The sequence below is a fragment of the Gemmatimonas aurantiaca genome (assembly GCF_037190085.1).
GTDB lineage: Bacteria > Gemmatimonadota > Gemmatimonadetes > Gemmatimonadales > Gemmatimonadaceae > Gemmatimonas > Gemmatimonas aurantiaca_A.
The window spans coordinates 779,414-804,872 of record NZ_JBBCJO010000005.1 but is presented as its reverse complement, the minus strand read 5'-3'; the positions used below and the strand labels follow the sequence as shown (position 1 = coordinate 804,872).

Sequence of the window (25,459 nt, the reverse complement as noted above, 5' to 3'; positions counted from 1 at the left end):
CGAATGCCGTCAGAGGACGCGTTCGCCCCGGGCCGACGATGCGATGAGCGTCTGCAGACGTTTGATGCGAGTCTCTTCCCGCTTCGCGCTGATCACCCACCACGTCATCACCTTCCGATAGGACGGTGGTTGCGCGTGAAAGAACGCATGGGCCTTCTTCGCGCGACGCAGGGTCGTGGCATAGGGTTCGGGCAACTCCGCAGGGCGTTGCTCGTAGGAGTAGATCCCCACCGTGTTTTCGCGCCGGGTGGCATGGACGCGCAACCCCGCCTCGGTCACGGCGCCGCTGGCGATGAGTTCTTCCATGTGCCGCAGATTCACCGCACTCCAACTGCTTCCCGGTTTCCGGGGAGAAAACCGGATCGTGTAGCGGTGCTCGTCGACCCGTTTGCGGACCCCGTCGATCCAGCCGAAACACAGGGCCTCGCGCACCGATTCGGTCCACGACATGCTGGGTCGGCCGCTGTCCACCTTGTGAAATCCCACCAGCAATTCGCTCTTCGAGGCGTGGTGACGTTCCAGCCACCGGCGAAACTCCGCAGCCGAGGCGAAGTACATCGCCTCGGCTGGGGAAGGTTTGTTCGTCGTTTTCCTGGCGGTCACGTTCGTGAAATCGTCCGTGAAATCGTTCGCGACATCGTTGCGGTGGTGTCCAGGTTCACGTGGAACCGTCTGTGAAGGAACTCAGGGAACGATCGGCGCACTCGCCGGTTTGGCGTTCTTCACGTAGGTGTCCATCCACGCGATCCACCGTGCCCACATGTCGAGATCGCTGGCGTACGTGGCCACCGAGTGATCCTCGTAGGGATACATGTAGAGCGCGGCGTTCTTGCCCAGGCCCTGCAGCGCCGCGAACATGCGCGTGGAGCTGATCGGATCGGTGCCGGTGTTCTGGTCTTCGATCGCGTGATACAGGAGCAGCGCGCCAGAGATCTTGTCGGCGCGCAGGAACGGCGACATGTCGAGGTACGTGGCCTGCGCCTGGTAGAAGTTGCGGCGCTCGCTCTGGAAACCGAACGGTGTGAGCGTCCGGTTGTACATGCCGTCGCCGGCGATGCCGGCCTTGAAGTTCGGCATGAGTGACATCGCATTCACCGTGCTGAAGGCGCCGTAGCTGTGACCACCGATGCCCATGCGATCGCGGTCGACGAAGCCCGAGTCCACTACGGCGTCGAGCACCGCATCGAGTCCTTCCTTGAGATCGCGGGTGTAGTTGTCGTTCATGCGCCCCGCATCCCCATAGATGGGAATGTCGGGCTGGATGTACGCGTACCCCTGCGACACGAACATCCACTGGGCCGACGGTGGACGCACCGACGGCACGGCCGGGAAGGCGTTGATGTTGGTGCTGTACCGCGAGCGCTCGTAGTCCTGGAGATTCGAATACTCCCGCGGATAGAACCAGATGATGCCAGGGAGTTTCTGACCCGGACGCCAGTCGCGCGGCAACTGCACGTCGACCCAGAACCGCGTGCCGTCACGCGGACGCGTGACCTGGAACCGCTTGGTGATCGCGCCGCTCACTTCGGGACCCACATCCACGTTCTTCGTGAGCTGCTTCGCGTCGGTGTTGCCGGCGCTGCGAAGCCAGGCATCCTGGATGGTCGTGCGCGATTCACGGGTCACGATGAACTGCGACACGTCATCATCGAGCGCGGCGACGAAGTCCTCGAACACGTCGGTCGGGCTGTCCATGAGCCGCGTGCGCGACCGCGTGGTGATGTCCATGCGGTCGAGGAACGGGCGCGGCGCCTGCTTGTACCAGTTGGCGCCCGGCGCACGGGTGCCGGTGAGCGCCACCGACTTGCCGTCCTTGCCAAGCAGGACGTAGTTGGTGCCACCCACCCGACGGGCCACGAGCTGACCCGCCGTGGAATCGGTGTTCTGTGCGCCACCACCGGGGCCGCCGCCACCGAACGGTCCGCCACCCGCGGCAGGCAGACGTACATTGCGGCCGAGATTGTAGCGCTGCGCCGGATCCTTCACACGCACCGCGATGACCGCGCCACTGTCGGACACGAACATCGTGCTGCTGTCGGTGCTGAACGCGACGTTGGTGAGCTGCGGGCCACCCTGATAGAGCACGGTGGTGTCGTTCGGTCCGAACGGCGCGCGCCACAGCACGATCTCGCCCTTGGCGGCCTGCACCCGAATGGGTGCGTTCGCTCCCATGCCGGGGCCACGGCCGTCGGTATTGGCGCCATTCGCTCCACCGCCACCGGCGTTGGGGCCGCCGGGCCGTCCACCGGCTGGCGGCGTGCTGCCCGCGGCGCCGGGAACGTTCTTGATGTAGAGAATGCCGGCGCCGATGGGATACCACTGCAGGTTGCGCTTGGTGGTATCCGATGCGCCGACCGCATCACCGCCACCGAAGCCACCGGCGTTCTGCGCTTCACGCAGCGGCGTGCGGGTGAGCGTCGAGACCACCTTGCCCGACGCGTCCCACAGCTCCTGCACCGTGCCGAAGTTGCTGACGGGCACGAGGTACGAGAACGGCTCGACCATGCGGGTCACGCGCAGCCAGGCCCCATCGTGTGAGGCGCTCACGTCGCGTACTGTCGTCGGTGCGCCGATGTTGCGCACGGCCTTGCTGCGTACATCGATCAGCGCGACCTGACCGGTGGTGTAGTAGGTGAGCTGGGCCTTCTCATGCGGGTCCTTGAGCAGGGAGAAGTGCACAGGCTGCGGCACGGCGCGGGAATCGGTGAGACGGACCTGCGGACCATCTTCGACGCCATCCGCGCCATGTGTGGGCACGGGCCCGCGCTGGCTGGGCGCGAGCACGGCCACGACGTACTTGCCGTCGCCGGTAAAATCGAGATCGGTGACGAACGTGGCGAGCAGCGGACGTTCACTCAGTCGTGTGGACTTGCCACTGGCCACATCGGCGATGTAGGCGTAGCTCGCCGTGGGGAAGTTGGCGATGTATGCCACCTGGGTGCCGGTGGGCGACCACACCGGGGAACTGAGCGTGGCACCGGCGGGAACCTGCAGCGCGCGCGTGGTGCCGGTGCGCGGGTCGACCAGGTCGATCCCGGTGCGGGTGCTGGTGGTGACACTGCGCGCCCGATTGGCGCGGGTGTCCACCTGGAGCCCGCCGAGCCAGAGATGCGGGGCGCCGTAGGCTTTGATGTCGCCGCGGTCGGCGCCGGTGGCGCGCAGGAACCAGCGACGGTCGGGACTCTGGTTGGTGAACGAGATATCGACGCGGGGCGTCATCACCATCCGCTCGATATTGGCGGGTGGCTTGATGTACGTCTCGGCGCGCAGGGCGCGCTGCGGATCCCAGCCGCCGGCTTCGCTCTGGCTGGCGCTGGTGGTGGGAGCGGCGTTCTGGGCGGTGGCCACCGAGAGCGGGGCGGCCGCGAACGGCGCCACCGCCAGCAGGGCCAGCGGTGCGGTCAGCTTGGGGGAAAACACGGACATGCAGGGGGCTCCGGACGGGAGGGGAACAGACTAAGAAATTACGTCGGAGTCCCGGATGGCGTTCAAAGGCGGCGGCGCGGGGGCCAGCGGCGCTGGCAGGGCGCTCAGATCACATGACTATTCCGGCGTCGGTGTCGCTTTCGCGGGAGGAGCGGCCGCAAACAACAGCCAGTCGTCGTCTTCGTCAGGCGACAGGGTGGGCGATCGTGTGTCCTCCCCGGGCGTCCGTCGTTCGGCGCGCAGGTCTCCCCGACCGAATTTCTGCCCCTTCGCACGCGACACCACCATCTCCATGCCCTCCATGACGGCTTCGCTGGCGGGGCCGATGAGCGGGTCGGGGGTCGGGTGGCCTTCTTTCCCTGACACAGCCGGCACGGAGGGGACCGGCAATGTGAGCGCCACAGACCCACTGGCCATCGTCATCGCGAACCGCACCAGCGATTCGTATCGGCTGAAATGATCGGGTGGAACGACCACGACGACTTCGATCGTCTGGTCGGATCTGCGCTTGCCCGGCTTCGGAAAGTGTGCCCATGCACAGGCGCGCGAGGGTTGCGCTCGCATCATGCGCGCCAACGCCTGGTTGGCGGCCAGAGCGTCGGGTAACAGGACCCGTCGTGCGCGCTGCTGCCAGGCCCAGATGGTCCAGCGTACCGGCGCCGCAGCGATGGCGATCCGTTCCTCCACCGAATGACTGCCCGAGCGCACCACATGGTGCCATGGCGCGATGTTCCCCGCCAACGTGGTGTGCCCCTCGGCATCGGTGGGGAGGATCAGGGATTCAACGGCCGTCTGGAGATACCACATCGTCGTGATATGAGGTTGGGGGGAGGAGCGGCACCGTAGCCGGCACCTCCCCGACCTCAGGACGAACGGCCCTGGCGTGGCGTATCGAAGTGCATCGCAGACAATGACAATCGTGTGGGTATACCGGCCGAACCGACCGGCCTGACGTTTTTCAGGATACGGACCCCTACCAGTCCGTCGGCGTGTAGTCCTTGAGAAACTTCCCCCACACATGCGTGCCGGTGTTGATCCCGTCGATGATCGGATCGACGATGCGCGCGGCACCGTCCACGATGTCGAGTGGGGGGTGGAACCGGTGCTCTTCCACCTTGCGCGCGGCAATGTGCACGGGATCCTCGTCGGTCACCCAGCCGGTGTCCACCGCATTCATGTGGATGCCGTCGTTCACGTAGTCGGCGGCCGAGGTGCGCGTCATCATGTTGAGCGCGGCCTTGGCCATGTTCGTGTGCGGGTGCCGCGTCGTCTTGAACTTGCGGTAGAACTGGCCTTCCACCGCACTCACGTTCACGATGTGCTTGTCACGCTCGGGGGTGCGCATCATGAGTGGCTTGAGACGCGCATTGAGCAGGAACGGGGCGATGGCGTTCACTAGCTGCACTTCGAGCAGTTCCACACTCGGCACTTCGTGCATGAGCAGCCGCCATGAATTGCGGTCGCGCAGATCCACCTGCTGCAGATCCTGATCCAGACGGCCCTCAGGGAACAGGTGGGCCTGATTGCGATGCTCCTCCTCCAGCAGCGCCACCTGCGACAGCTCGGCGGCGTGTGTGATACCGGCCACCTCGGCCAGGGCGCGGGGCAGCGTGGCGGGGGTCAGCGATTCCTCCTCCGCAGCGGCACCGGCTTCGGGCAGCATGTGATACCCACGCACCCCCTCGTAGGCGCCCAGCAGCTTGCGTGCCTGCTCGGGCATCGCGCCCAGGGAGGCCCGCTCGAGATCCATCATGTGCTTGTAGAAGTCGGGCGGACGCCGGACGGTCTGACACGCATTGTTCACGATGAAGTCGAGCCGGTCGTGCGTGGTCATCATGTGATGACAGAACGCTTCCACGCTGGGCGTATGCCGCAGATCGAGGCCGTAGATCTCGAGGCGGTGCCCCCACTGCTCGAAGTCGGGTTCGGCGGCGTAACGCTGCGCCGAATCGCGGGGAAACCGCGTGGTGACGACGAGATGTGCACCGGCACGCAGCAGCTTGATGCCTGCCTGATAGCCGATCTTCACACGACCGCCGGTGAGCAGGGCCACCCGGCCGGACAGATCGGCGAGTTCGGTGCGTTTGCGGAAATTGAATTCCGCGCACGAGGGGCAGAGCTGGTCGTAGAAGTGATGAATGACCGTGTACTGCTGCTTGCAGACGTAACAGTGCTGCGGCTCGAGCGCCTCGCGGAACCCGTCGGCCTCCACGGTTTCCTGGGCGTCGGAACCGGGAGGCAGATAGTTGGGCGTGGTGAACACCGTCTGCCGACGCAGGCGCCGGATGCCCGTCTCCTGCAACTGGCTTTCGGCGTCCTGGATCTTCTGCGTGCGCTCGGCTTTTTTCTGCCGCTTGGTGGCCTTCACCATCTGCCGGCGCAGAATCGCGTCGGGGCGCGAGACCTCACCGGCGGCCTTGAGCAGCCGACGGCGTTCCTCATCCGGAATGTCGAGCAGACCCGCGCGATCGTTGGCGAGTTGTTCGAGCAGTTCCGTCGCCGCCACCACCCGGGCGGTCAGCGTGGCGTCAGAAAATTCCGGAGTTGGGGCACGTTCAGCCATAGCCTTTCAATATAGCCGGGCCGGCCATCTCAATGAGCCCTCCGACCGTTCTCAGTCCTCCAGGAACGCCGGCCCGGGGGTGGTGGGCAGGCGCCAGTAGTACCACTGGCTCTCTGCCGTCCAGCCTTCGGCCTGCGCGTTCTCGTCGCCCCACACGCAACGTCCTGCGGGATAACTCGCCTGCCGGAACCGATCGTCGAATGCGGACAATCGGCCGACCTGTTCCGCGGTCAGTTCTACCTCGTCGAGCGTACGCCGGAGATCGAGATCGTTGAGATAGTCGTCGAAGGTGAGCGGATACCCGCGCTCGATGTCTTCCACCGTGCGACCCCATTGGGTCAGTCGCGCGTCGACGGGCGAGGGGGATGGCGACGGCAAGGTCATTGGGGTCGCCTCGTGAGCTGTCGACGGAAGTACCGCTCGCCGTCGTTGGGTTTGAAGAAGGTCCGAATGGTGCCGTCGGCATCGAACGCGATGAAGGCGCCGGTGCTGCGGCGATAGCGGGAAATCACGCCGTCGGAGGACCGTGTGGCTTCCAGCACGTCATCGCTGACAGGCGCATCGCGCAAGGCCTGCGCCAGCGCGAGGTAGTCGGCCGCGGACCGGACGCCGAACTCGGCGCCGTGTTTTTCGAAATGGTCCACGAGACGATCGGGAGACCGGAAGCCGTACGTTCCGTAGCGGCTGGGAGTCGGTGTTTCACGGGCAGGGGGCGCGGCGGTTGCCGGTGTCCCGTGCTCCGGTACCACGACGGGTGCCGTGGATACGTCGGGCGCGGCCGGCCCGGTGGTGGTGCGGGGGCGGAATTGCGACCAGAGCAGCGCCGCGACGCAGCCGACGATGACGAGAATGAGACGCAGTTGCCGAGGGTGCATACTCTGAGCCTACGACCGTTGGGCGGCCCCCACAACCACCCCGGCCGGTCCTGACACATATTTCCGCCATGAGCGTCGTCAAAGACTTTCTCGCCCTGCTCGAGCTCGAGAAGCTCGAGGTGAACATCTATCGCGGACAGAACCGGGACCTCGGTACGGGTCGCGTCTATGGCGGACAGGTGTTCGCCCAGGCCCTCATGGCCGCACGCCGCACGGTCGACGAGCCGCGCGAGGCGCACTCGGTACACGGCTACTTCCTGCGCGCCGGCGATCTGAAAGCGCCCATCGTCTTCTTCGTGGACCGTCCCCGCGATGGCGGGTCATTCACCAGCCGGCGTGTCACGGCCATTCAGCATGGTGAGGCGATCTTCCATCTCTCGGCGTCCTTTCATGCCGAGGAACGGGGGCTGGATCATCAGAGCACCATGCCCGATGTGCCACCGCCGGAAGACATGCCCTCGGAGGTGGATCTGATCCGCGCGCAGTTGGATGCGTTCTCGCCGGAACTGCATGCGGTGCTGCTTCAGGATCGGCCGTTGGATATCCGGACCGATTCACCGCACATCCCGGGACGGACCCGTCCACGGGAACCGCATCGCTTTCTCTGGTTCCGCGTGGTCGAACGACTGCCCGACGAGCCGATCGTGCATCAGGCCATTCTGGCGTATGCATCCGACTACGGGTTCCTCCCCACGGCCCTCGCCCCGCACGATATCGCCTATCGCGATCCGCGCGTGTTCGTGGCGTCGCTCGACCACACGGTGTGGATGCATCGTCCGTTTCGGGCCGACGAATGGTTGCTCTACGTGATGGACAGCCCGACTGCCGCCAACGCCCGCGGCTTTGTGCGTGGACAGATCTTCTCGCGCGACGGCACGCTCGTCGCTTCCACCGCGCAGGAAGGTCTGCTCCGGCTGCGCTGATCGATCTTCGCACTCTCTTCCGCAACGAGCGCTCCATGGGTACACGCGATCCACGAGTCGACGCCTACATCAAAAAGTCCGCCGAATTCGCGCAGCCGATTCTGCGGCACATCCGTGACGTCGTGCATGCGGCGTGCCCGGACGTGGAGGAGTCGATCAAGTGGGGCTTTCCGAACTTCAACTATGCCGGCGGCATCCTGTGTTCGATGGCGTCATTCAAGGCGCATTGCAGTTTCGGATTCTGGCTGGCGCGTGAGGTACTCGGCGACGAGATGAGCGATGAAGCCATGGGGCAGTTCGGCCGTGTCACGCGCATCGCAGAACTGCCAAGCAAGACTGTGCTGACGCGCTACATCAGGAAGGCCATGCAGCTCAATGAAGCCGGCGTGAAGATGGCCCGTCCGGCGGCAAAAAAGGGAGCGCAGCGTGCGGCCGTCGCCGTGCCGCCGGAATTGCGCAAAGCCCTGTCCGGTCAGCCCGCGGTGAAGGCGAAGTTCGACGCCATGAGCCCATCGCACCGGCGGGAGTACTGCGAGTGGATCGCCGAGGCGAAGAAGCCGGAGACGAGGGAACGGCGACTGGCGAAAGCGATGGAGCAGATCGCCGAGGGGAAGTCCCAGAACTGGAAGTACGAGAAGCGGCCGGCGTAGCGATCATGCAAGTGAACTGCTCGTCACGCCAGACTTCCATCATGGATTGGGATGATGCGGAGTCAGGCGCGTCGCTGAAGGGGAATTGTCAGATAGACTCTTTCGAGCTCCTGACAGCGGCCGGTGCGGCGCAACTCCATGCTGTCCCGCACGAATGACTGATATCCTTCTGCCTCGATATGTAGCTGGTATACGCCTTCTCTGATCACGCCAGAAAACGTCGGCGGTTGGACACCTGTGAAGAGCTCCAAGGGGTAACTCCTGTCACCGGAGCGAGCGGTGGCCGTCACATTGTCCGTGATGGGCTGTTTGGATGTCGCATCGACGAGCACGAGATTGAAACCCGGAACACTGACGCCAACACAGTCTGCAGCACACCCGGTGATGGAAGTCAGAAACAGGAGTCCCATGCAGATGCCCGCCACACGCTCTATCGACCGCAATAGCCACCTCGTTTCGTAAGAAGGAATCCACACGAATCTGCACGTAGCCGTGTCAATCTGGGCCTCTTCACCGCACCATCGCCACCGGCCTGGCCAGTGCCTGCTCGATGGCTGTGCGCGCGCCATCGAGGGATCCATGGATGTTGCCGGCAGTCTTCCAGAGCACGCGACCGCTGCCGTCGATCAGATAGGTCTCAGGCACGCCCACCACGCTGAAGGTGCGCTGCACGATGCCGGCGGGATCGTGGCCGATGGACATGGCGAGTTTTTCGCGCGTGGTGAAGCGCACCACTTTGGTGGCGTCGCCCTGATCGACGCTGACGGCCACCACGCGCAGTCCCTGCGCGTGGTAGCGGGAGTACAGCGCATCGAGGTCCGCCATCTCCTCGCGGCACGACGTGCACCAGGTGGCCCACACGTTGAGCAGCGTCACCCGTCCGGGTTCGACGACCTGGAGTGAATCGCCCTGCTGGGCACCCGCCACCAGGCGCACACCGTAACTCGGGGCCTGGTCGCCGGTCTGCAGCGGGCGGAAGGCATCGTCGGTCGATGCGGTCTGCGCGGCGCCGGTGCCACCGAGCTTCGCCCGGCGCACCATCACCTGCGTGTTGCCCACACTGGGCAACGGCATCGTGGCGTTGGGATCCTTCATGTTCGGGCGGGCCGGCGCCGCGGAGGCGGCTTCCATCGTCTGTTCCGACCAGGCAATCGTGAGCGCCGTCGCGGCGTCATCGACCATGAGCACCGGGAACGTGGCCGAACGACCAGGCGCGCTCACCGTGGTGGCGGAATCGAAGGACGCTCCTCCATTGCGTGAGACACGCAGCGTCACCTGTGGTACCCGTTTGGTGCCATCGTCCCATGTCGCGAACACCGTGGTGTTGGCCTTCGTGCCGGCCACGGCGAGTTGCACATGCGCCGGCTGCGATGCTTCGGCCACACCGAGTGGGGTGGCCGGCGCGAACGTCACACCACGATCGCTGGATTGTGTGTAGAACACGCCCGCCGCGCCGGGCTTGCCCGTCCACCAGGCCACATGCAGACGCTTCGATGCATCGACTGCCAGCGAGGGACCCGCATGCGGGCAGCCGTCGTAGATCCAGTTGTCGGCGTGCACACGCACGGGCTCACTCCAGGTGGCCCCGTGATCCGTGCTGCGCGCCACCACGATATCGCGAATGGTCTGCGTCGTCGCCGCTGCGCCATGCATATGCGCTTCACCTGCCGGCGCTGTCGCGGAGGGCGCGCCGGCGGATGGGGCGGCAGCCGGAGCGGCCGACGTATCCGCGATCACCGCGCGCCACGAGAGATACACAGTGCCATCCGCATCGGCGGCGATCGCGGTGCGACAGCAGGGGCATGCTTCGGTGAGCGCCGATGTCGTCGGGACCACGCGCACATTCGTGGCCCATGTAGCGCCGCCATCGCTGGAATGGGTCATGTACACGGCCGACTTGCCGGCCCGGCCGTCGAGCCACGCCACATAGAACGTGCCGTCGGGCGCGGCGTGCAGGGCGTGAAAGTTGTGCGACCCGAAGTCCCCGCCGTCTGCGACGCCCTTCGTGGTATCGTCGGTCACGGTGACGGGAGCGCTCCAGGTGGCACCGCCGTCGTCGGAGCGCACGAACCGCAGCGCACTCGCCGGGAACCGACGGCCGGGCACCACCTTGCCGACCACGTACAGCGCGCCGAGTGTCGGCGATGCGCCGGCACGCGACGACCAGGCCAGTTTGGGTGGGGCCTCGCCATGCGGTTCGATGGGGCCAAGCGGATCGGTGAGTTCACGCAGCACCTGCGTGGTGTCGCCATCGCGGGCCACGAGCACATGCAATCGGCCATCGGTTCCACCACCGGGCGCCGACACCCAGGCCGTGGCATGCCGCCCGTCCGGCGCGAGCGCGAGAATGGGCGCGGCACCGACCTGCGTCACCGCCGAGAGGGTGTGCGCGCTGTCGAACGCGATGGTGGTGGCCTTCGCGTCGGTGTCATTGGCGGAGCGATCACCGCTGCAGGCCCCCGCCGCGAGCATCGCGGCGGGGATGAGCGTGAACGACAGACGACGCAGGTTCGAACGCAGGTTCGAATGCAGCTGCGAACGCAGGCGTGGATGCGGGAGCGAGTGCATGTGCGAATCCATGATCAGCGTCCTCCGGTGCTGAGCGTGACACCGGCGTTGAACGACCGACCGGCGCCGGGATAGTAGAAGCGGCCATTGCCCGAGTTCGTGGCCAGTGCCGCCGCGTACCGCTTGTCCAGCAGGTTCTCGACATTCAGGAACAGCTCGGCGCGCGACGTGCCGGTGCGCGCGCCGTGCACTTCGGGCAGACGCCAGGAGATGGTCGCGTGCGCGAGGGCGTAACCCGGGACGGCGCTGAAAGGCACCGGTACGATGAGTGGCGCGGCGCCCGTCCGCGTCACCTGCGTATAGATGGTGCCACGCGACGTGTTGGCGTTGTCCACGTACGTCGCACCCTGTGCCTCGCCCCACACCGTGAGATTGAGCGCCGTGGTCGGACGCAGGCGCACTTCAGCCGCCGCGCGATGCTGCGGGACACCGGGAATCAGCTTGCCGGCATAGTCGACGGTGACCGACTGCCCCTGCGCGTTGATCTCGGTGCCGCGGAATTCCGTCATCACGTAGTGGGCGTACGTGTACGACGTGACCACGTCCATCCACGGTGCGACGAGGGTGGTGGCGCTGAGTTCGAGACCCGTGCGGCGCGTGCGACCCACGTTCTCGTAGATCGTGCGCGGGAACTGCACGCCGGGAATGACCACCGTGCGCGAGAGGAACTCACCCGTCACGTTGGTGCGATAGATCGCGGCGTCGAACAGGACGCGGCTGGCCACCAGTGCCTTGGCGCCCACTTCGTAGTTCACGAGCGACGATGGACGCAACTCGGTGTTGAGACCACGAATCGTGTCGGGACTCGCCGTCAGTTCACTGTTGGTGGGTACTTCGAAGCCACGGGCGACACTGCTGTACACGCTCACGCCCGGACGTACGTCATATCGCACCGCCGCACGCGGAGACACCTGATCGAACGACTGCTTCACCGACATGTTGGGGCGGATCCGATCGTCGATGTCGAAGGTGACCTTGTCGTAACGTGCGCCGGCCGTGAAGGTGAGCTTGCCATGGGTCACGTCGGCCGAGGTGTACGTCCCGACGCTGGGCAGCACCACGTACTGGTTCGTGCACTCGGTGCGCACGATGTTGGCCACCCGGTCGTTGACGCATGGTGTGGCGCGACCCTGCGTGCCCGCCACGTTCGTCCATTGACGGGAGTCGCCGTACCAGCGATCCACGTCGAGACCGGTGTTGAGGCGCACCGCGACGGCATCGGTGGAGCCGAACCCGATGGCGTGCCGCACGCCGCCCTGCACACGATGCGTGTTCTGGTCGACGAACCGGAAGATGGGATGCTGAATGGTGCGGGCCGTGCCGAAGGCGAAGGCGTCGAGGCTGCCGAAGCGTGTGCCCAATCCCTGCGAGGCGCGGGCGCCGAAGCGCCACCGCTGTTCACGCCGTCCGTAGGCACCGGTCACGTTGAGCGGATCGGCGGTCCAGGGTTCGTCACGCCAGCCCGCATCGGTGAGCGATCCCGGAATCTGCATGTCGAGGTCGCTGTACGACGCGTCCAGACCGATGCGCGTGGCCGTGGCGGCCGGAGCGGCGCGACCATCCTCCTGCCGCGTCCAGTTCAGGCGGACGTTGGCGCGCTGCATGTCGTTCTTGTTCTGCACGCGCATGCCTTTGAGATCGGTGTTGCTGGCCTGCAGGTAACCATCGAATGCGCCGCGCGCGCCGCCGGCCGATACGTCGACCTTGCGCAGGTTGACGCTGTCGAAGCCGAAGCCGCCGCCCGTCATGCGCACCGACACCCCCTGCATCTCGCGGCCACTGCGGGTGATCACGTTCACGACACCGCCCGAGGCCGCACCACCGTACATCGCGCTGCCGGGGCCTCGCACGATCTCGATGGACCGGGCCGCGCCCAGGTCGAGCTGATCGAGACGGGTCTGGCCGTCGGGCTCCGTGATGGGGACACCGTCGAGCAACAGGCCGACCCCGCGCACGCCGAAGCCGCCGCGCGCGCCGCTGCCGCGAATGGACAGACGCACATCGTCGCCGCCGAAGAGATTGCCGGCGATGACACCGGGAACGGTGCGCAGCGCTTCGGTCAGGGAGACGGTGCTGGTGCGACCCAGGGTGTTGGTGTCGATGACCGTGATGGAGACCGGCAGTTTGCGCAGTTCCCGCTGATCGCGGGTGGCCGTGGTGACGACCGGATTGAGTGCGCGGGCCTTGCGGGTGGAATCCTGCGCGGCGGAATCAGGCACCGCGCGTTGCGCGCGGAGCAGGGTGGGCAGCGATGTGACGAGCGTCAGAGCGAGTACGACGCCGGACAGTGCCCTCGCCCGGGTGGACGAATGCAACATGGGTAGAGAACCGGTTGTATGGAGCGCGCGCGCCGTGATCCGCTGGAGAGCAGACTCGAGACCGGCGCTGATGGAAGGGCAACGCGGGGGCATCTGCCGTGAGCAGATGGATGGGCGTTGCCTGGTGGCCACTGCGTGAGGAACGGCTCTCACACCCGCGATGATCACGGGCGGACAGCGGAATCCTCAGGCCACAACCGGTGGGGCAGTTGGAAAGGGAAGAACGAAGTCGACCCACTCCGCCATGACGTCATGCGATGCACGTCCGGGGAGTACGGCGGCAATACGAATGACGGATGCCATGGGATAGGCATCCGGCGTGTTCAATGACGGAACGACGGTGGCGCAGCAATGACCGATGCAGTGGCACTCCTGATCCGTGCTCTGCTGATCATTGCTCTGGGGCGCGCCCCTGGAGGTGCTGCCGTGATCTGCATGACCACCCTGGTTTCCGTGTGAAGCCGGGTGATGGGACGCCTGCGGCATCGCACCATGGGCGCCGTGATTGCTCCCGACGGTGCAGGCATGGAACAGCCCGGCGTCGCTCTGCACGAGCGACAACCATGCTCCCATGAACAGCGCCAGCCAGCGGGCGATCGACGACTTCCGCATATCCATACAGGCTAATGGAATTCCGCTCGCCGTGCCATCGGCACTGGTCCTCGCCTGTGTGCGGGACGTCCCACAACTCGTCCGTCGAGGGATGGGACGTCCCGCTCCGGGTTCATACCGCGTCCGACAGGCTGCTGAAGTTGAAGTCGCGCACCTTGATGGGAGGCATCACGATGCCCGGACCGCCTTCACCGCCCGCGGTGCGCACGCTCTTCCCGATGCCTTCGAGATTGTTGAGCATGAACAGCGGCGAATCGTTGAAACGGAAGTTCTTGATGGGGCGCACGACCTTGCCGTTTTCGATGAGGAAGGTGCCGTCGCGCGTGAGGCCCGTGTACATCAGCGTGCGCTGATCGAGCGGACGCAGGTAGAAGAGCCGCGTCACCAGCACGCCGCGCGTGGTGCCGGCGATGAGCGAATCGAGCGTTTCCGTTCCGTCGGCCATGTGCAGTCCGGCCGAATTGCCCGTGGGAGTCTTACCCTGCCGGTTGGCCCAGAAGCGATTGTAGGCGAGCTGATTCAACACGCCGTTCCTGATCCAGGTCTGCGCCGAGCGCGGCAGCCCTTCGTTGTCGAAGGGGGAGTCGAGCATGAGTGGATCGGCGGGGTCGGAGAACATGGTGATACGCTCGTCGACGATCTTCTCCCCGAGCTTGGTGCCGCCGGGCTTGGAGAACGCCGAACGACCTTCGTCGGCGGCGCGCGCCTGGAAGGCGTTGCGCATCAGTCCCACGAGATTGGCCGCGGCTTCCGGTTCGAAGATGACGGTGTACCGACCCGGTTCGATGGCGACGGGATTGCGCGAACGGCGTGCTTTGTCGATGGCGCGATTGGCCACATCCTGATAGTCGATGCGGGCCCAATCGTTGTCCTCGGCGCCCGCCCACCCCGATCCGGTGCCGTCGTTGGTGCGCGCGGTGAGCGTGTAGTTGGCGTTGGTGCCGCGGTGATAGGCAAAGAGTCCGGTGTTGGTACCGATCGCCGTAGCCGAGGCATTGCAGATGATGAAGCCGGCTACAGTGAGTTCCTTGCCGGCGCGCGCCGGAGCCAGCGCGGACAACGCCGCCTTGGCGCGATCCTCGGCCGTCAGATCGGCGGTGCGATCGGACCACGCGTTGATCGTCGTGTACTGCTGCGGCGGCAGTTCGCCAAGGTATTCGGGATCTTCCGGCGCGAGTCTGGCCAGCGCTTCCGACTGTTGCACGGCGCGACGCAGGCCTTCCTCGCTGCGATCGTTGGTGACGACACTGGCCTTCCGCTTGCCGAAGACACTCTGCACGCGAATGGTGGTGTTCGTGGTCACGCCCGAGGTGGAGAGCTGGTTGTCGGCGAACCGCAGATTGGTCTCGCGACTGCTCTGCACGGAAACCCGCACGGCGTCGGCCTTGGAGAGTTTGACGGCGCGCTCCACCACCGCCTGTGCCTCGTCACGCGTGAGCACGCCGGAGGGCGCACGGTTCTCGGAGGAGGCAGGCGCGAAGAGCGACTTCGGTGCGCCGTCGATATCGAATCCGCGGCTCATACGTCGCGTCCCGTGTTGATGATGTTGGCGTTGCGGAAGCGGGCAGGTGGGCAGCCATGGCTGACGGCATTCGCCTGACCGGGCTGTCCCTTGCCATCGTTGAATGTGCCGCCGTGCATGTAGCTCTTCTTGCCGCCGAGCATGTCGAGCGTGTTCCAGAAATCGGGCGTGCGCATCTGATACGCCGCGTCCTTCACCTGCCCGACGATCTTGCCCTTGCGGATTTCGTAGCAGAGCTGTGCGCCGAACTGCGCGTTGTAACGCTGCTGGTCGATGGAGTACGACGCGCGCCCGATCATGGCGATGCCCTTGTCGGTGGCGGCGATGAGATCGTCCCAGCCGATGTCCTTGTCGCCGGGCTGGAGCGACACGTTGGGCATGCGCTGGAAGGAGACATCCGCCCAGCTCTGCGCGTAGGCGCAGCCGTGCGAGCGCAGCGGCTTGCCGTTCTTCTCGTACCAACTGCGCAGCCAGGGTGCCTGTTCGCGCGTGGTCTGGTAGTCGACGAACACACCGTCCTTCACGATGTGGAAGTCTTCCGGCTGCACGCCGTCGTCGTCGTAGCCGATGGTGGCCAGCGCGCCGACCTCACTGCGGTTGCCGATGACATTCATCATGGGCGGACCGAGGCGGAGTGAACCCAGCACCTTCTCCGGCGGCGAGATGAAACTCGTGCCCGCGTAGTTGGCTTCGTAGCCCATGGCCCGATCGAGTTCGGTGGAGTGCCCGATGGACTCGTGGATGGTGAGGAACAGTTGCGAGGGATGCAGGATGAGATCGTAACGTCCCGGTTCGACCGGTCTGGCCGTGAGTTTCTCCGCGGCCTCCCCGGCCCACACCTTCGCATTGTTCACGATGTCGGCTTCGAGCACGTACTCCCAGCCGCGACCGGCGGGCTGCACCACTTCCGGGCCGCGCACGGCCGTGCCCGTGCGATCGGGCGCAACGGCGGTGCAACTCATGGTCACCCAACTGCGCACATAGTCCTGCGTGGTGACGGTGCCTTCGGTGTTGGCGTAGTTGCGTTCTTCCTTCACGAACGACAATCCGGAGTTCACGAAACGCACATTGGTCACCGTGAGCGCGGCGGCGTTGGCTCGCAGCAGGAGATCGGCCTTCTCCTCGACGGCAATCGTGAACGGATCGATGGTGTAGCTCGATCGCCAGGTCACGTCGGGGTGGGCAGGCGTGGGCGCCAGCTCGACACGACGGTCGCGGGCCATCCGATTGGCCTTGGCCAGCGCCACGGCTTCCTGCGCGGCACCACCCACACCGGCCTTGGTGAGTTCCTGCGTGGCGGCGAATCCCCAGCACCCGTCGACGAGCACCCGCACGCCGCAGCCCATGGTGTCGACATCCACCACGTCGGTGACCTGCTTCTCGCGTGTCTGCACGCTGTTGTTGCGATTGCGCGAGATGCGCACATCGGCCCAGGATGCGCCGGCGCGTTTGGCCGCGTCGAGCGCTTCCATCATGAGTTCGCGGGTGGCCGGGTCGGTATAGAGCGGAGGAAGCGGCGCCGCGGGCGGAAAGAGCGACGCATGGCCCGGCAGCGTGGATGGCAGTGCGGGCAGCAGCGTGGGAGAGAGGGCCAGGCCACCGAGGGCAACGCCGCCGGTGCGCAGGAAATCTCGACGTGTGGTCATGGCAGTTCGTCTCTGGCTTACTTGAGGTTGGCCTTGAAGAACGCGAGCGTGCGCGTCCACGCGTCATCGGCCGTGGCTTTGTCGTACGACTGTCCCGAGGGATTCGCGAAGGCGTGACCGGCGTTCGGGTAGATGTGAATCGTCACCGTACGGCCGGCCTTCTTCATCTGTGCTTCCATGGCGCGTACGCTGTCGACCGGGATGCCGGTGTCCTTCCCGCCGAAGAGGCCAAGCACCGGCGCCCGGAGGCGTGAGAGTCCCTGCGCGTCGGTGATCGGCGCGCCGTAGTACATCACCACCGCGTTGACGTTGGCGCCGCCCGCGAGCCCCGTCCGCAGGGACCAGTGACCGCCGAAGCAGTAGCCCACGCTGCCCACCGAGGTCGCGCCGTTCTTGCGCAGATAGTCGACGGCGGCCGCGACATTGCGTTCGCCTTTTCCGATATCGGCCATGCCGGCCTGATACAACTTCATCGCGGCATCCGCGGTGGTGGCCACCTGTCCTCCGAAGAGATCGACGGCGAGCACGGTGTAGCCTTCGCCGGCATACCGGTCGGCCATAGCTTTGATGTTGTCGTTGATGCCCCACCATTCGTGCACCATGACGATGGCCGGTCCCGCCTTGGCCGCCCCACTGGGACGGGCGAGGTATCCACGCACGGCCGCGCCATCGACGACGCCGTATTGCACCATGTCACCGGTCACGGGCACACGCGGCGCGATCAGCGCGGCGCCCGATGCGGTCGGCGTTTCGTGCGCGTGCGCCGCATGCATGGCGGCCGCATAGTCGGGCTGTTGTGCGGTCATGGTGGTCGGCGTGAGGGAGAACAGAGCCGAGGCCGTGAAGGCCAGCGCAGCCGCGAACGGTGTCGCGGTTGCGAGCCGATCGGCGGGAAGGCGGAGAATGTTGCGGAAGGTCTTCATGCGTGGATCCGCGGTTGGAGAATGTGCAGCAACGACGTCGTGAAGGCATCCGATGCCTCCTCGTGCGGCCAGTGGCCCACCCCCTCGAATGTGCGCACATCCGCGTGGGGGAAGGCCGCATGCCAACGTTCGAGCACCGGCACCGGGAACGCGCGATCGGCCGTTCCCCAGAGAAGGGTCATGGGAACGGTCTGCAGCAGGGCCCGGCCATCCCAGAGCCGCGCAAAGTACGCGCTGCTGCGGGTGAGAGACCGCGCCAGTGTGAAGAGTACCTGCTCACGACTTTCGGCGTCGGGAAACAGCGACTGGTAGTACCGATGGGCGTGGGGATCGATACGGCGTCTGTCTCCATAGGCCGCCGGCAGCAACAGCCGCAACGACGCATTGGCGTGCCGGTACAGCTGGCGCACCAGCCACCCGTCGGCCATGCGTGCCCGTTTCCACATGACCGGGTCGTCTTCGAAACTCCACATCCAGCTGTTCACGACGATCAATCGGGCGATCCGCGCGGGATGATCGAGCGCCCAGTCCAATGCGATGGGGCCGCCGAAGTCGTGCACGACGAGCGTGAACGGTTCGGCGGGGGCCAGCGCGTCCATGAACGACCGGAAACGCACCGCGTGCGCTTCCGGTGTGTAGGCCGCACCGGAAGGCCGCTCACTTCGGCCGAATCCCAGATGATCCATCGCCACGCAGCGATGGCTCGCGTGCAGGGCCTGTATCTGATGTCGCCACTCGTAGCTGCAGGTGGGCGTGCCGTGCACGAAGACGACCAGCGGACCGACGCCGACGTCGATGAAATGCAACGCACCCTCGGCTGTCGCATGCTGCTTCGATGGCCAGGGCCAATCGCCGGGCACGGACACCGCCATCATCCCACTCCGATCGCGCGCGCGAGAATGGCAGGATCGATGTTGCCACCGGTCACCACCACGAGCGTGGTGCGCCCGCGGGTGTCGAGGCGACCGGAAAGGAGAGCGGCCAGTGCGGCCGCGCCGCCCGGTTCCACGACCAGCTTGAGTTCACGCACGGCGAAGGCGATGGCGGCCAGCACTTCGTCGTCGGAGACCCGCAACCCCGCGCCCACGCGCGGCTGATTGATGGAGAAGGTGAACTCCCCAGGGATTTCGGTGACGATGGCATCGCAGATGGACCGGTGTCCCGGTGCATTGGCTACACGATGTCCGAGTTCGAGCGAGCGGGTGGTATCGTCGAAATCCTCCGGTTCGCACGGGTGCACGACGGTCTCCGGAGAGAGCGCCTCCGCGGCCAGTGCGCAGCCGGCGGTGAGGCCGCCACCGCCACAGTTCACATACAGCCGATCGGGCGTCGCTCCGCGCGCGGCCGCCTGCTCGAGCGTTTCGAGCGCCAGCGTGCCCTGGCCGGCCACGACGTGCGGATCTTCGAATGGCGGAACGACGGTGGCACCGGTTCTTGCGGCGATGGCACCGCCGATGGCCACGCGGTCTTCGGTGTAGCGATCGTAGAGCACGACCTCCGCACCGAACGCCCGGGTGCGTTCGATCTTGAGCGGTGGGGCATCCTTCGGCATCACGATGGTCGACGTCATGCCGAGCAGGGTCGCGCTGTAGGCCACGGCCTGGGCATGATTGCCGGAAGAAAACGCCACCACGCCACGTGTACGTTCTTCCGGCGTGAGTTGCAGCAGTCGATTGAGTGCGCCACGCAGTTTGAAGGATCCCGTATGCTGCAGGACTTCGGCCTTGAGCAGCACCCGGCCACCGGCGACGGCGTCGAGCGCCGGGGATTCGAGCAGCGGCGTGACGGCCGCATAGGGGGCGATTCGCGCGGCGGCCGCACGAATGTCCTCGATGGAGGGAGCAACCAGCACAGGCGATGTCATTCGTGGAATGTCTTCTCCGGACAGGTGAGGGACAAGCGCCGCGTCATGTCCGGGAAGCGCACCAGTGCACTCAGGTGCCGCCCTCTCTTCGCCCCGCAGCCTTCAGTCGCCGGTTGGCGCCGCAATGGTCGTCGTGCGCACGGTCCGGGACCCCGGGGGCAGCGGGATCGTGATCTCCGCGTCGGGAGGGTGCAACACAAAACACGTGGCACCGCTGCCGCTCATCAGACCCACCGCGGGATGCCCGGCAGCGCGGAGCGCTTCCGCCACCTGCTTCACGGCGGGCAACACCGCCGCGACCCCGTCATGCAACGCCGGCACCACGTCCTCGAAGTCGTTTCCGGTCAGGGCGGCGATTGCCTGCCATGACATGAATGCCGATGCGCCATAGCGGCGAGCGGAGAGAGGCGCCGTCGTGGCCACGGCCCCTCCGCTAGCGCGCTGGGCGGCCACGGCGGTGTACGCCGCTCCCGTGTTCACCCCGTGGGCAAATGTCACGAGCGTCACGGCCATTGGAGGGAGCGCCGGCAACGCCAGCAGACGATCCCCGCGCGCCCAGGCCCACGCCAGCGCATCCGGGGCCGTGAGAAACGGCACGTCGGCGCCAAGGGTGCCGGCAATGTCGAGCAGACGTTCGAGACCCAACGGTGTGGGCGCCAGTGCATCGAGTGCACGCAACACAGCCGCGGCGTCGGCGCTGCCACCGCCCAGCCCACCGCCCACCGGGATGTGTTTCTCGATGTGGATCTGCCACGATGCGAGCCAAGGCGCCGTGCGCGCATAGGCCGCAGCTGCACGCCAGGCCAGATTGTCGGTGGCGGCCCCGAGACCGGCAATGGGCATGGCGGGCCCGTCGCAGTGCAGCGTGGACGGCCCCTGATTGACCGACACCTGCACCACATCGTGCAGTGCGAGCCGCTGGAACAGCGTCTCGATGGCGTGATAGCCGCTCGCCTCCCGCGCGAGGATGCGCAGCAGGAGATTGATCTTCGCGTGGGCGTGTTCGGTGTGCGCCGCCGGCGTCATGAGACAATCATGCGGCAATCATGAGGCGGTCATGCCTGTCACGCCGACTCCGCGGCGGTGTCCTGCGCATGACGCACATTGCCGAAGCTGAGACCAAGACGCGCGAAGTACACGGCCCCGAATACCGTGATGGGAATGAAACTCAGCAGGTGGTAACCCAGTGCCCAACTGATGGCGAGTTCCTTGGGGACGCCATACACACCGAGTCCGGCAACGGCCGCAGCTTCGAACACGCCGAAGAACCCCGGTGAACTCGGGATGGCCACGCCGATGCCCAGCACACCCTGCAGGAACAGGGCGGCACTGAAGGGCACCTCCACGCCGACAGCCATGAACCCGAGATACAGACCGAGAGCGTGCACCGCCCAGTGTGCGATGGCCCACGCCATGACGGCCAGGAAACGCCGCGTGTCGCGCAGCACGGCCAGTCCGCCGATGCCCAGTTCCACGAATCCCACGAGGGCATCGGCGAACCGGGGCACGACGCGGCGGGCAATGGCGCCGGTCCAGGCCACGATGCGCGCCGGTTGCAGCACCACCGCATAACACACCGCCAGCAGCAGCAGCAGGAACACGAGGCCGCCGCGCGCGAGCTGCGGAATGGACTGCCCCGCGATGGTCGCGCCGGCAGGGAATCGCGGATCGAGCATTGCGGCGAACATCATGCCGAACAACACCAGGGCATCGAACACCCGGTCCACACCCAGGGAGCTCAGCGCGGTGGTGAGTGCCACACGTGGCACTTCGCGGGTGAGGGCGAAGGCACGGCCGAACTCGCCGGCCCGCAGGGGGAAGACGTTGTTCATCATCATGCCGATGGCGGTGCTGCGCCACAGCGGCCCGAAGGGCAGGCGGCCCGCCACCGGTTCCAGAATGGGACGCCAACGACGCGCGCGCAGCGGAAAGATGCAGGTGGCGACCACCGTGCACGCCGCGAACAGCAGAGCGTTCGATGTGCGGAGCACCGTCCAGACGTCGGCGAGGTTCACGCCACGCAACGTCCACCACAGGAGCAACGCGCTGAGGCCGAACCCGACCCAGGTCTTCCAACTGCTCACCGGCACACCTGGCCCATCAGGCTCACGTGGTCACCGCCAGATCGAGCAGATCACTGAGCTCCTCGAACAGCGCATAGGCTTCGGGAACGGCGGTGGTGCCCCGCTGCCAGTGACGCGCGAGCTGGTCCCGCACCTCACGCGCCCGGGCGACGGCCGAGTGGCCACGATAGAGCAGCGATTCGATGGGCACGATGGCCGGTTCCGGCGGCGGTGAGCCTGCCCAGGTGAGCCCCACCTGCTTGACCTGCTGCGCGAGTTGCGGGTCGGTGAGTTCGCGGTTCATGAGCAACTGCGCCAGGGACTGCACGCCCGCGCGCTCGGCGTTGGTGGCCAGCGGTGCGCGCGCCATGCGTGTGGCCAGCGTGGCGATACTGGACGCACCATAACTCTCGGCCACATCGGCCAGCCCCACCAACGTGCGACGCAGACCGTCGCTGAGGGCGAGCTGAGAGGGGCCCGGGTTGCTGGCCGACAGCGCGGAGCCTTCGCGCGCCACCCCATCGGCGGCGGCCGCGATATCCGCGCGGAAACGCTGGGCCAGGGTCATGGGCGGATTGGGATTGCGCTGCAGCACCGTCGGCTGCCCGTCATCGGGGAAGAGCCGCGCAATGGGCACCACCTGCGAGGCCGGAGAGTTGGCGGGGGTGCTCGTCGCCAGATAGCCCGCCGCGACCGCGGCCAGTGCCACCGACTGCGTGCGACACCGCCGCTGCTCGGCATCGCTCCAGAGCGACGCGCGGGCTACCAACGCCCGCAATTCGGCGAGCGCCCCGCGCACCGCGAAATGCAGGCGCTGGTCCCAGCGCAGTTCGTTGTCGCGCAGGCCGGTCGCGATGCGTTCCACCGTGGAGGTGAAATCGGGCAGTCCTTCGAGTCGTGTCATCGTGGCGCTGCCCCGCAGCGCACGGGCACTCGCGAGCAGGGCCGCGGCATCGGGCGCGTGCTCCGCACCCTGACCGGCCTCACTCATGAGTTGATCGAGCCGATCGAGATACTCCGTTGCTTCCTTCTGGAAGAACTCGATGAGAGCCTGCGGTGCACTCATGCGGAACGGACTCCTGGAATGATCAGCGTCGGTGGAAGTCGGCGCGGGAGAGAGAACACCAGCGTGGGTGGCAATGACGGTCGTCGGAAGAGCTCAGAAGAGATCGGCGGCGCGCGCTTCGTCCATGGCGTTCCGGATTTCCCGTACCGCGGCTTCCAGGCCGACAAAGATGGCGCGTCCCACGATGGCGTGCCCGATGTTGAGCTCTTCGATTTCGGGGATGGCCGCCACCGGCCCCACGTTGGCCACCGACAGGCCATGGCCGGCGTGCACGGCGATGCCGAGCGCCGCACCCTGCGCGGCGGCATGACGCAGGGCCTGCAGCGTGGCAGGGTCCCGGGGGGCATGCGCGTATTGTCCGGTGTGCAGTTCCACGGCGTCGGCTCCGATGCGCGCACTCACCGCGACGGCATCGTGATCGGGGTCGATGAACAGGCTGGTGCGGATCCCGGCTGCCCGGAGCCGTGCCACGGCGTCGCGCAACACGGCCTCCTGCCGGACCACGTCCAGTCCACCCTCCGTCGTAATCTCCTCGCGGCGCTCGGGCACCAGTGTCACCTGCGCGGGCCGAAGTGTTTCGGCGAGCGAGAGCATGTCGTCAGTAGTGGCACACTCGAGGTTGAGGAGCGTGGTCACCTGCGTCATCAGGCGGTGGATGTCGTCGTCCTGGATGTGGCGACGGTCTTCCCGCAGGTGGGCGGTGATGCCATCGACCCCGGCCTGTTCGCAGAGCAGGGCGGCGGCCACCGGATCGGGATCCTGGCCGCGGCGGGCCTGCCGCACGGTGGCCACGTGGTCGATGTTGACGTAGAGACGCTGGTAACGAAGGGCCTGTGGAGCCATCTGTGGGGTATGCCTCGGAAACGCCGTGGGGTGACCACCTCAGGTGACCACCTGCGGTGGTACGAATAGGTTAGCAGCACGCAGTCGTTCACGCCTTACATCAGGTCGAAAGGAGGCCCTGGTGCCCGGTCCGATATCGAAAGGTTGGCGCAGCACATGGTATGGTGTCTGCTCCGGTGCGGTGGCCGCCACGCTGTTGTTTGGCGCCTGCACGAAGCAGGTGGTCTCATCCGGCACGACATTGCCCGGTGCGGCGCCCACACCCGTGGTCACCAGCGACGATCCGTCCACGTTCGGCAACGCCACCGGCAAGGGGGCGATCGATGCCTTCCTCAAGGCGGTGAATGCCCAGGATCTGCAGGGGATGTCGGCGCTGTGGGGTAACGCCAAGGGGTTGGCCCGCGATCAGTTCAAGCGGGACGAGCTGGAGAAGCGGCTCATCGTCATGCAATGCCTCATCCAGCATGACCGGTACAGCTACGCCGAGGACCGGCCGCGGCTGGTGACCGGCGGACGTCAGGAGTACCTGCTGGAACTGGCACGCGGCGAGACCAGGGCGCGTACGACGTTCACCACGGTGCAGGGGCCCGGCGGGCGCTGGCTGGTGGAGGACGTGGACGTGGCCAAGCTGCGCGATTTCTGTCGCTGAAAGACCCTGAATGACCACGAAATGACCGGCCCCATTTCCTGACGGCCGGCCAGCCAGCCCGGACCCACCGGGCTGGCTCCGCTGGACACGCCGACTAGTATTCGGATAGTTCGACGAGCACACCCCCGGTGGCACTCGGATGCAGGAAGGCGATGCGCTTGCCTTCCGCGCCGATGCGCGGGGTTTCGTCGATGAGCCGGAGGCCGGCGTCTCGGCATTTCTGAAGGGTGCCGTCGAGGTCGTCCACCGCAAAACAGACGTGATGAATGCCCGGCCCCCGTTTGGCGACGTACTTGCCGATCGGGGTGTCTTCGGACTGTGCTTCGAGCAACTCCACGAGGGATTCACCGGCGGCCAGCCCCGCGATCGAGGCACCGTCGGCATCGTCGAGGGGTACATCGGGCATGCCGAGCACATCCCGGTAGAAGGGAAGCAGCTCGTCGAGAGCGCGGACGGCAATGCCGATATGGGCGATGCGCGTGCCGCGGCGAACGGATTCGGTCATGGTCGGTCGAGGGATCGGGTATGACAGGTCCCGAATTCTAATCCTGCAGATGGGCGCGGGCGGAACGGGTCCCCGGTGAGGGAGTCGGTCGCCGTGACCCTCATGGAGCACACGATGGCCAACGCAGTGGAAGTGAAGGACGATACTTTTGCCACCGAAATCGAGCAGCATCAGGGGCTCGCGGTGGTCGATTTCTGGGCGACGTGGTGCGCGCCCTGCCGCATGATCGCCCCGATCGTGGAGCAGCTCGCGACGGACTATGCCGGTCAGGCCAAGGTGGCCAAGCTCGACGTGGACAACAATCAGCGGACGGCGGCGCGCTTCAACGTGCGCTCCATCCCCACGATCCTGTTCTTCAAGGACGGCAAGTTGGTGGACCAGGTGGTCGGCGCGGTGCCGCGTCCCGCCCTGGAAGCGAAGTTCAAGGAGCACGTCTGAGCGGT

General features: G+C 66.2%; 23 protein-coding genes. 4 read left to right on the top strand and 19 right to left on the bottom strand.

What is annotated here, in order from left to right:
• Positions 1 to 9: 9 nt before the first annotated feature.
• The 6 genes from WG208_RS09245 to WG208_RS09220 form a co-directional block, all read right to left on the bottom strand.
• Positions 10 to 603 (bottom strand): YdeI/OmpD-associated family protein, encoded by a 594-nt coding sequence (locus WG208_RS09245; RefSeq protein ID WP_337171051.1) that lies wholly within the window; start codon positions 601 to 603, stop codon positions 10 to 12.
• 81 nt (positions 604 to 684) lie between these two features.
• Positions 685 to 3,426 carry a prolyl oligopeptidase family serine peptidase gene (locus WG208_RS09240; RefSeq protein ID WP_337171050.1) on the bottom strand — a complete coding sequence of 914 codons (2,742 nt, stop codon included), beginning with the start codon at positions 3,424 to 3,426 and terminating at the stop codon, positions 685 to 687.
• A gap of 117 nt (positions 3,427 to 3,543) precedes the next feature.
• Positions 3,544 to 4,233 carry a hypothetical protein gene (locus WG208_RS09235; RefSeq protein WP_337171049.1) on the bottom strand — a complete coding sequence of 230 codons (690 nt, stop codon included), beginning with the start codon at positions 4,231 to 4,233 and terminating at the stop codon, positions 3,544 to 3,546.
• Positions 4,234 to 4,399: 166 nt separating this feature from the next.
• The gene (locus WG208_RS09230) at positions 4,400 to 5,989 is read right to left on the bottom strand and encodes an SDR family oxidoreductase (protein ID WP_337171048.1); all 1,590 of its coding nucleotides are present in this window, start codon (positions 5,987 to 5,989) and stop codon (positions 4,400 to 4,402) included.
• Positions 5,990 to 6,040: 51 nt separating this feature from the next.
• Positions 6,041 to 6,373, bottom strand: coding sequence for a hypothetical protein (locus WG208_RS09225; protein WP_337171047.1), 333 nt, complete (start codon positions 6,371 to 6,373; stop codon positions 6,041 to 6,043).
• Positions 6,370 to 6,864 carry a hypothetical protein gene (locus tag WG208_RS09220; protein ID WP_337171046.1) on the bottom strand — a complete coding sequence of 165 codons (495 nt, stop codon included), beginning with the start codon at positions 6,862 to 6,864 and terminating at the stop codon, positions 6,370 to 6,372. Before WG208_RS09220 ends, WG208_RS09225 begins: the two co-directional genes overlap by 4 nt.
• 68 nt (positions 6,865 to 6,932) lie before the next feature.
• On the opposite strand from WG208_RS09220, the gene WG208_RS09215 reads away from it, so the two are divergent.
• Both WG208_RS09215 and WG208_RS09210 read left to right on the top strand, forming a co-directional pair.
• Positions 6,933 to 7,787, top strand: coding sequence for an acyl-CoA thioesterase II (locus WG208_RS09215; RefSeq protein WP_337171045.1), 855 nt, complete (start codon positions 6,933 to 6,935; stop codon positions 7,785 to 7,787).
• A 35-nt stretch (positions 7,788 to 7,822) separates the two neighbouring features.
• A complete protein-coding gene (locus tag WG208_RS09210) occupies positions 7,823 to 8,437 on the top strand; it encodes a YdeI/OmpD-associated family protein (protein ID WP_337171044.1) in 615 nt (204 codons plus the stop codon).
• Between the two features lie 510 nt (positions 8,438 to 8,947).
• On the opposite strand, the gene WG208_RS09205 is transcribed toward WG208_RS09210, so the two are convergent.
• The 12 genes from WG208_RS09205 to WG208_RS09150 form a co-directional block, all read right to left on the bottom strand.
• Complete coding sequence (locus tag WG208_RS09205) at positions 8,948 to 11,017, bottom strand: redoxin domain-containing protein (RefSeq protein ID WP_337171043.1); 2,070 nt, start codon at positions 11,015 to 11,017, stop codon at positions 8,948 to 8,950.
• 2 nt (positions 11,018 to 11,019) lie between these two features.
• Positions 11,020 to 13,323, bottom strand: coding sequence for a TonB-dependent receptor (locus WG208_RS09200; RefSeq protein WP_337171042.1), 2,304 nt, complete (start codon positions 13,321 to 13,323; stop codon positions 11,020 to 11,022).
• A 186-nt stretch (positions 13,324 to 13,509) separates the two neighbouring features.
• Positions 13,510 to 13,935, bottom strand: coding sequence for a hypothetical protein (locus WG208_RS09195; protein ID WP_337171041.1), 426 nt, complete (start codon positions 13,933 to 13,935; stop codon positions 13,510 to 13,512).
• Positions 13,936 to 14,047: 112 nt separating this feature from the next.
• Positions 14,048 to 15,457: a TldD/PmbA family protein gene (locus tag WG208_RS09190; RefSeq protein ID WP_337171040.1), complete on the bottom strand. Its 1,410-nt coding sequence runs from the start codon at positions 15,455 to 15,457 to the stop codon at positions 14,048 to 14,050.
• Positions 15,454 to 17,103: a TldD/PmbA family protein gene (locus WG208_RS09185; protein ID WP_337171039.1), complete on the bottom strand. Its 1,650-nt coding sequence runs from the start codon at positions 17,101 to 17,103 to the stop codon at positions 15,454 to 15,456. Before WG208_RS09185 ends, WG208_RS09190 begins: the two co-directional genes overlap by 4 nt.
• 17 nt (positions 17,104 to 17,120) lie before the next feature.
• Positions 17,121 to 18,026, bottom strand: a complete 906-nt coding sequence (locus WG208_RS09180; RefSeq protein WP_337171038.1) for a dienelactone hydrolase family protein — start codon at positions 18,024 to 18,026, stop codon at positions 17,121 to 17,123.
• Positions 18,023 to 18,898: an alpha/beta fold hydrolase gene (locus WG208_RS09175; protein WP_337171037.1), complete on the bottom strand. Its 876-nt coding sequence runs from the start codon at positions 18,896 to 18,898 to the stop codon at positions 18,023 to 18,025. The genes WG208_RS09180 and WG208_RS09175 overlap by 4 nt, the downstream gene beginning before the upstream one ends.
• Positions 18,898 to 19,890: a threonine/serine dehydratase gene (locus tag WG208_RS09170; RefSeq protein ID WP_337171036.1), complete on the bottom strand. Its 993-nt coding sequence runs from the start codon at positions 19,888 to 19,890 to the stop codon at positions 18,898 to 18,900. The genes WG208_RS09175 and WG208_RS09170 overlap by 1 nt, the downstream gene beginning before the upstream one ends.
• Positions 19,891 to 19,992: 102 nt before the next feature.
• Entirely contained in the window at positions 19,993 to 20,916 is a 924-nt protein-coding gene (locus WG208_RS09165) for a hypothetical protein (RefSeq protein ID WP_337171035.1), read from the bottom strand.
• A 38-nt stretch (positions 20,917 to 20,954) separates the two neighbouring features.
• Positions 20,955 to 21,974 (bottom strand): lysylphosphatidylglycerol synthase transmembrane domain-containing protein, encoded by a 1,020-nt coding sequence (locus WG208_RS09160; RefSeq protein WP_337171034.1) that lies wholly within the window; start codon positions 21,972 to 21,974, stop codon positions 20,955 to 20,957.
• A 22-nt stretch (positions 21,975 to 21,996) separates the two neighbouring features.
• Positions 21,997 to 23,019: a hypothetical protein gene (locus WG208_RS09155; protein ID WP_337171033.1), complete on the bottom strand. Its 1,023-nt coding sequence runs from the start codon at positions 23,017 to 23,019 to the stop codon at positions 21,997 to 21,999.
• Between the two features lie 93 nt (positions 23,020 to 23,112).
• On the bottom strand, positions 23,113 to 23,862 hold the full coding sequence (locus WG208_RS09150) for a pyridoxine 5'-phosphate synthase (protein ID WP_337171032.1): 750 nt from the start codon (positions 23,860 to 23,862) through the stop codon (positions 23,113 to 23,115).
• A 121-nt stretch (positions 23,863 to 23,983) separates the two neighbouring features.
• Here WG208_RS09150 and WG208_RS09145 point away from each other — a divergent pair, with 121 nt between their 5' ends.
• Positions 23,984 to 24,511: a hypothetical protein gene (locus tag WG208_RS09145; protein ID WP_337171031.1), complete on the top strand. Its 528-nt coding sequence runs from the start codon at positions 23,984 to 23,986 to the stop codon at positions 24,509 to 24,511.
• 94 nt (positions 24,512 to 24,605) lie between these two features.
• On the opposite strand, the gene mce is transcribed toward WG208_RS09145, so the two are convergent.
• A complete protein-coding gene (gene mce / locus WG208_RS09140; protein ID WP_337171030.1) occupies positions 24,606 to 25,016 on the bottom strand; it encodes a methylmalonyl-CoA epimerase in 411 nt (136 codons plus the stop codon).
• A 114-nt stretch (positions 25,017 to 25,130) separates the two neighbouring features.
• On the opposite strand from mce, the gene trxA reads away from it, so the two are divergent.
• The gene (trxA, locus tag WG208_RS09135; protein WP_337171029.1) at positions 25,131 to 25,454 is read left to right on the top strand and encodes a thioredoxin; all 324 of its coding nucleotides are present in this window, start codon (positions 25,131 to 25,133) and stop codon (positions 25,452 to 25,454) included.
• Positions 25,455 to 25,459 lie beyond the last annotated feature (5 nt).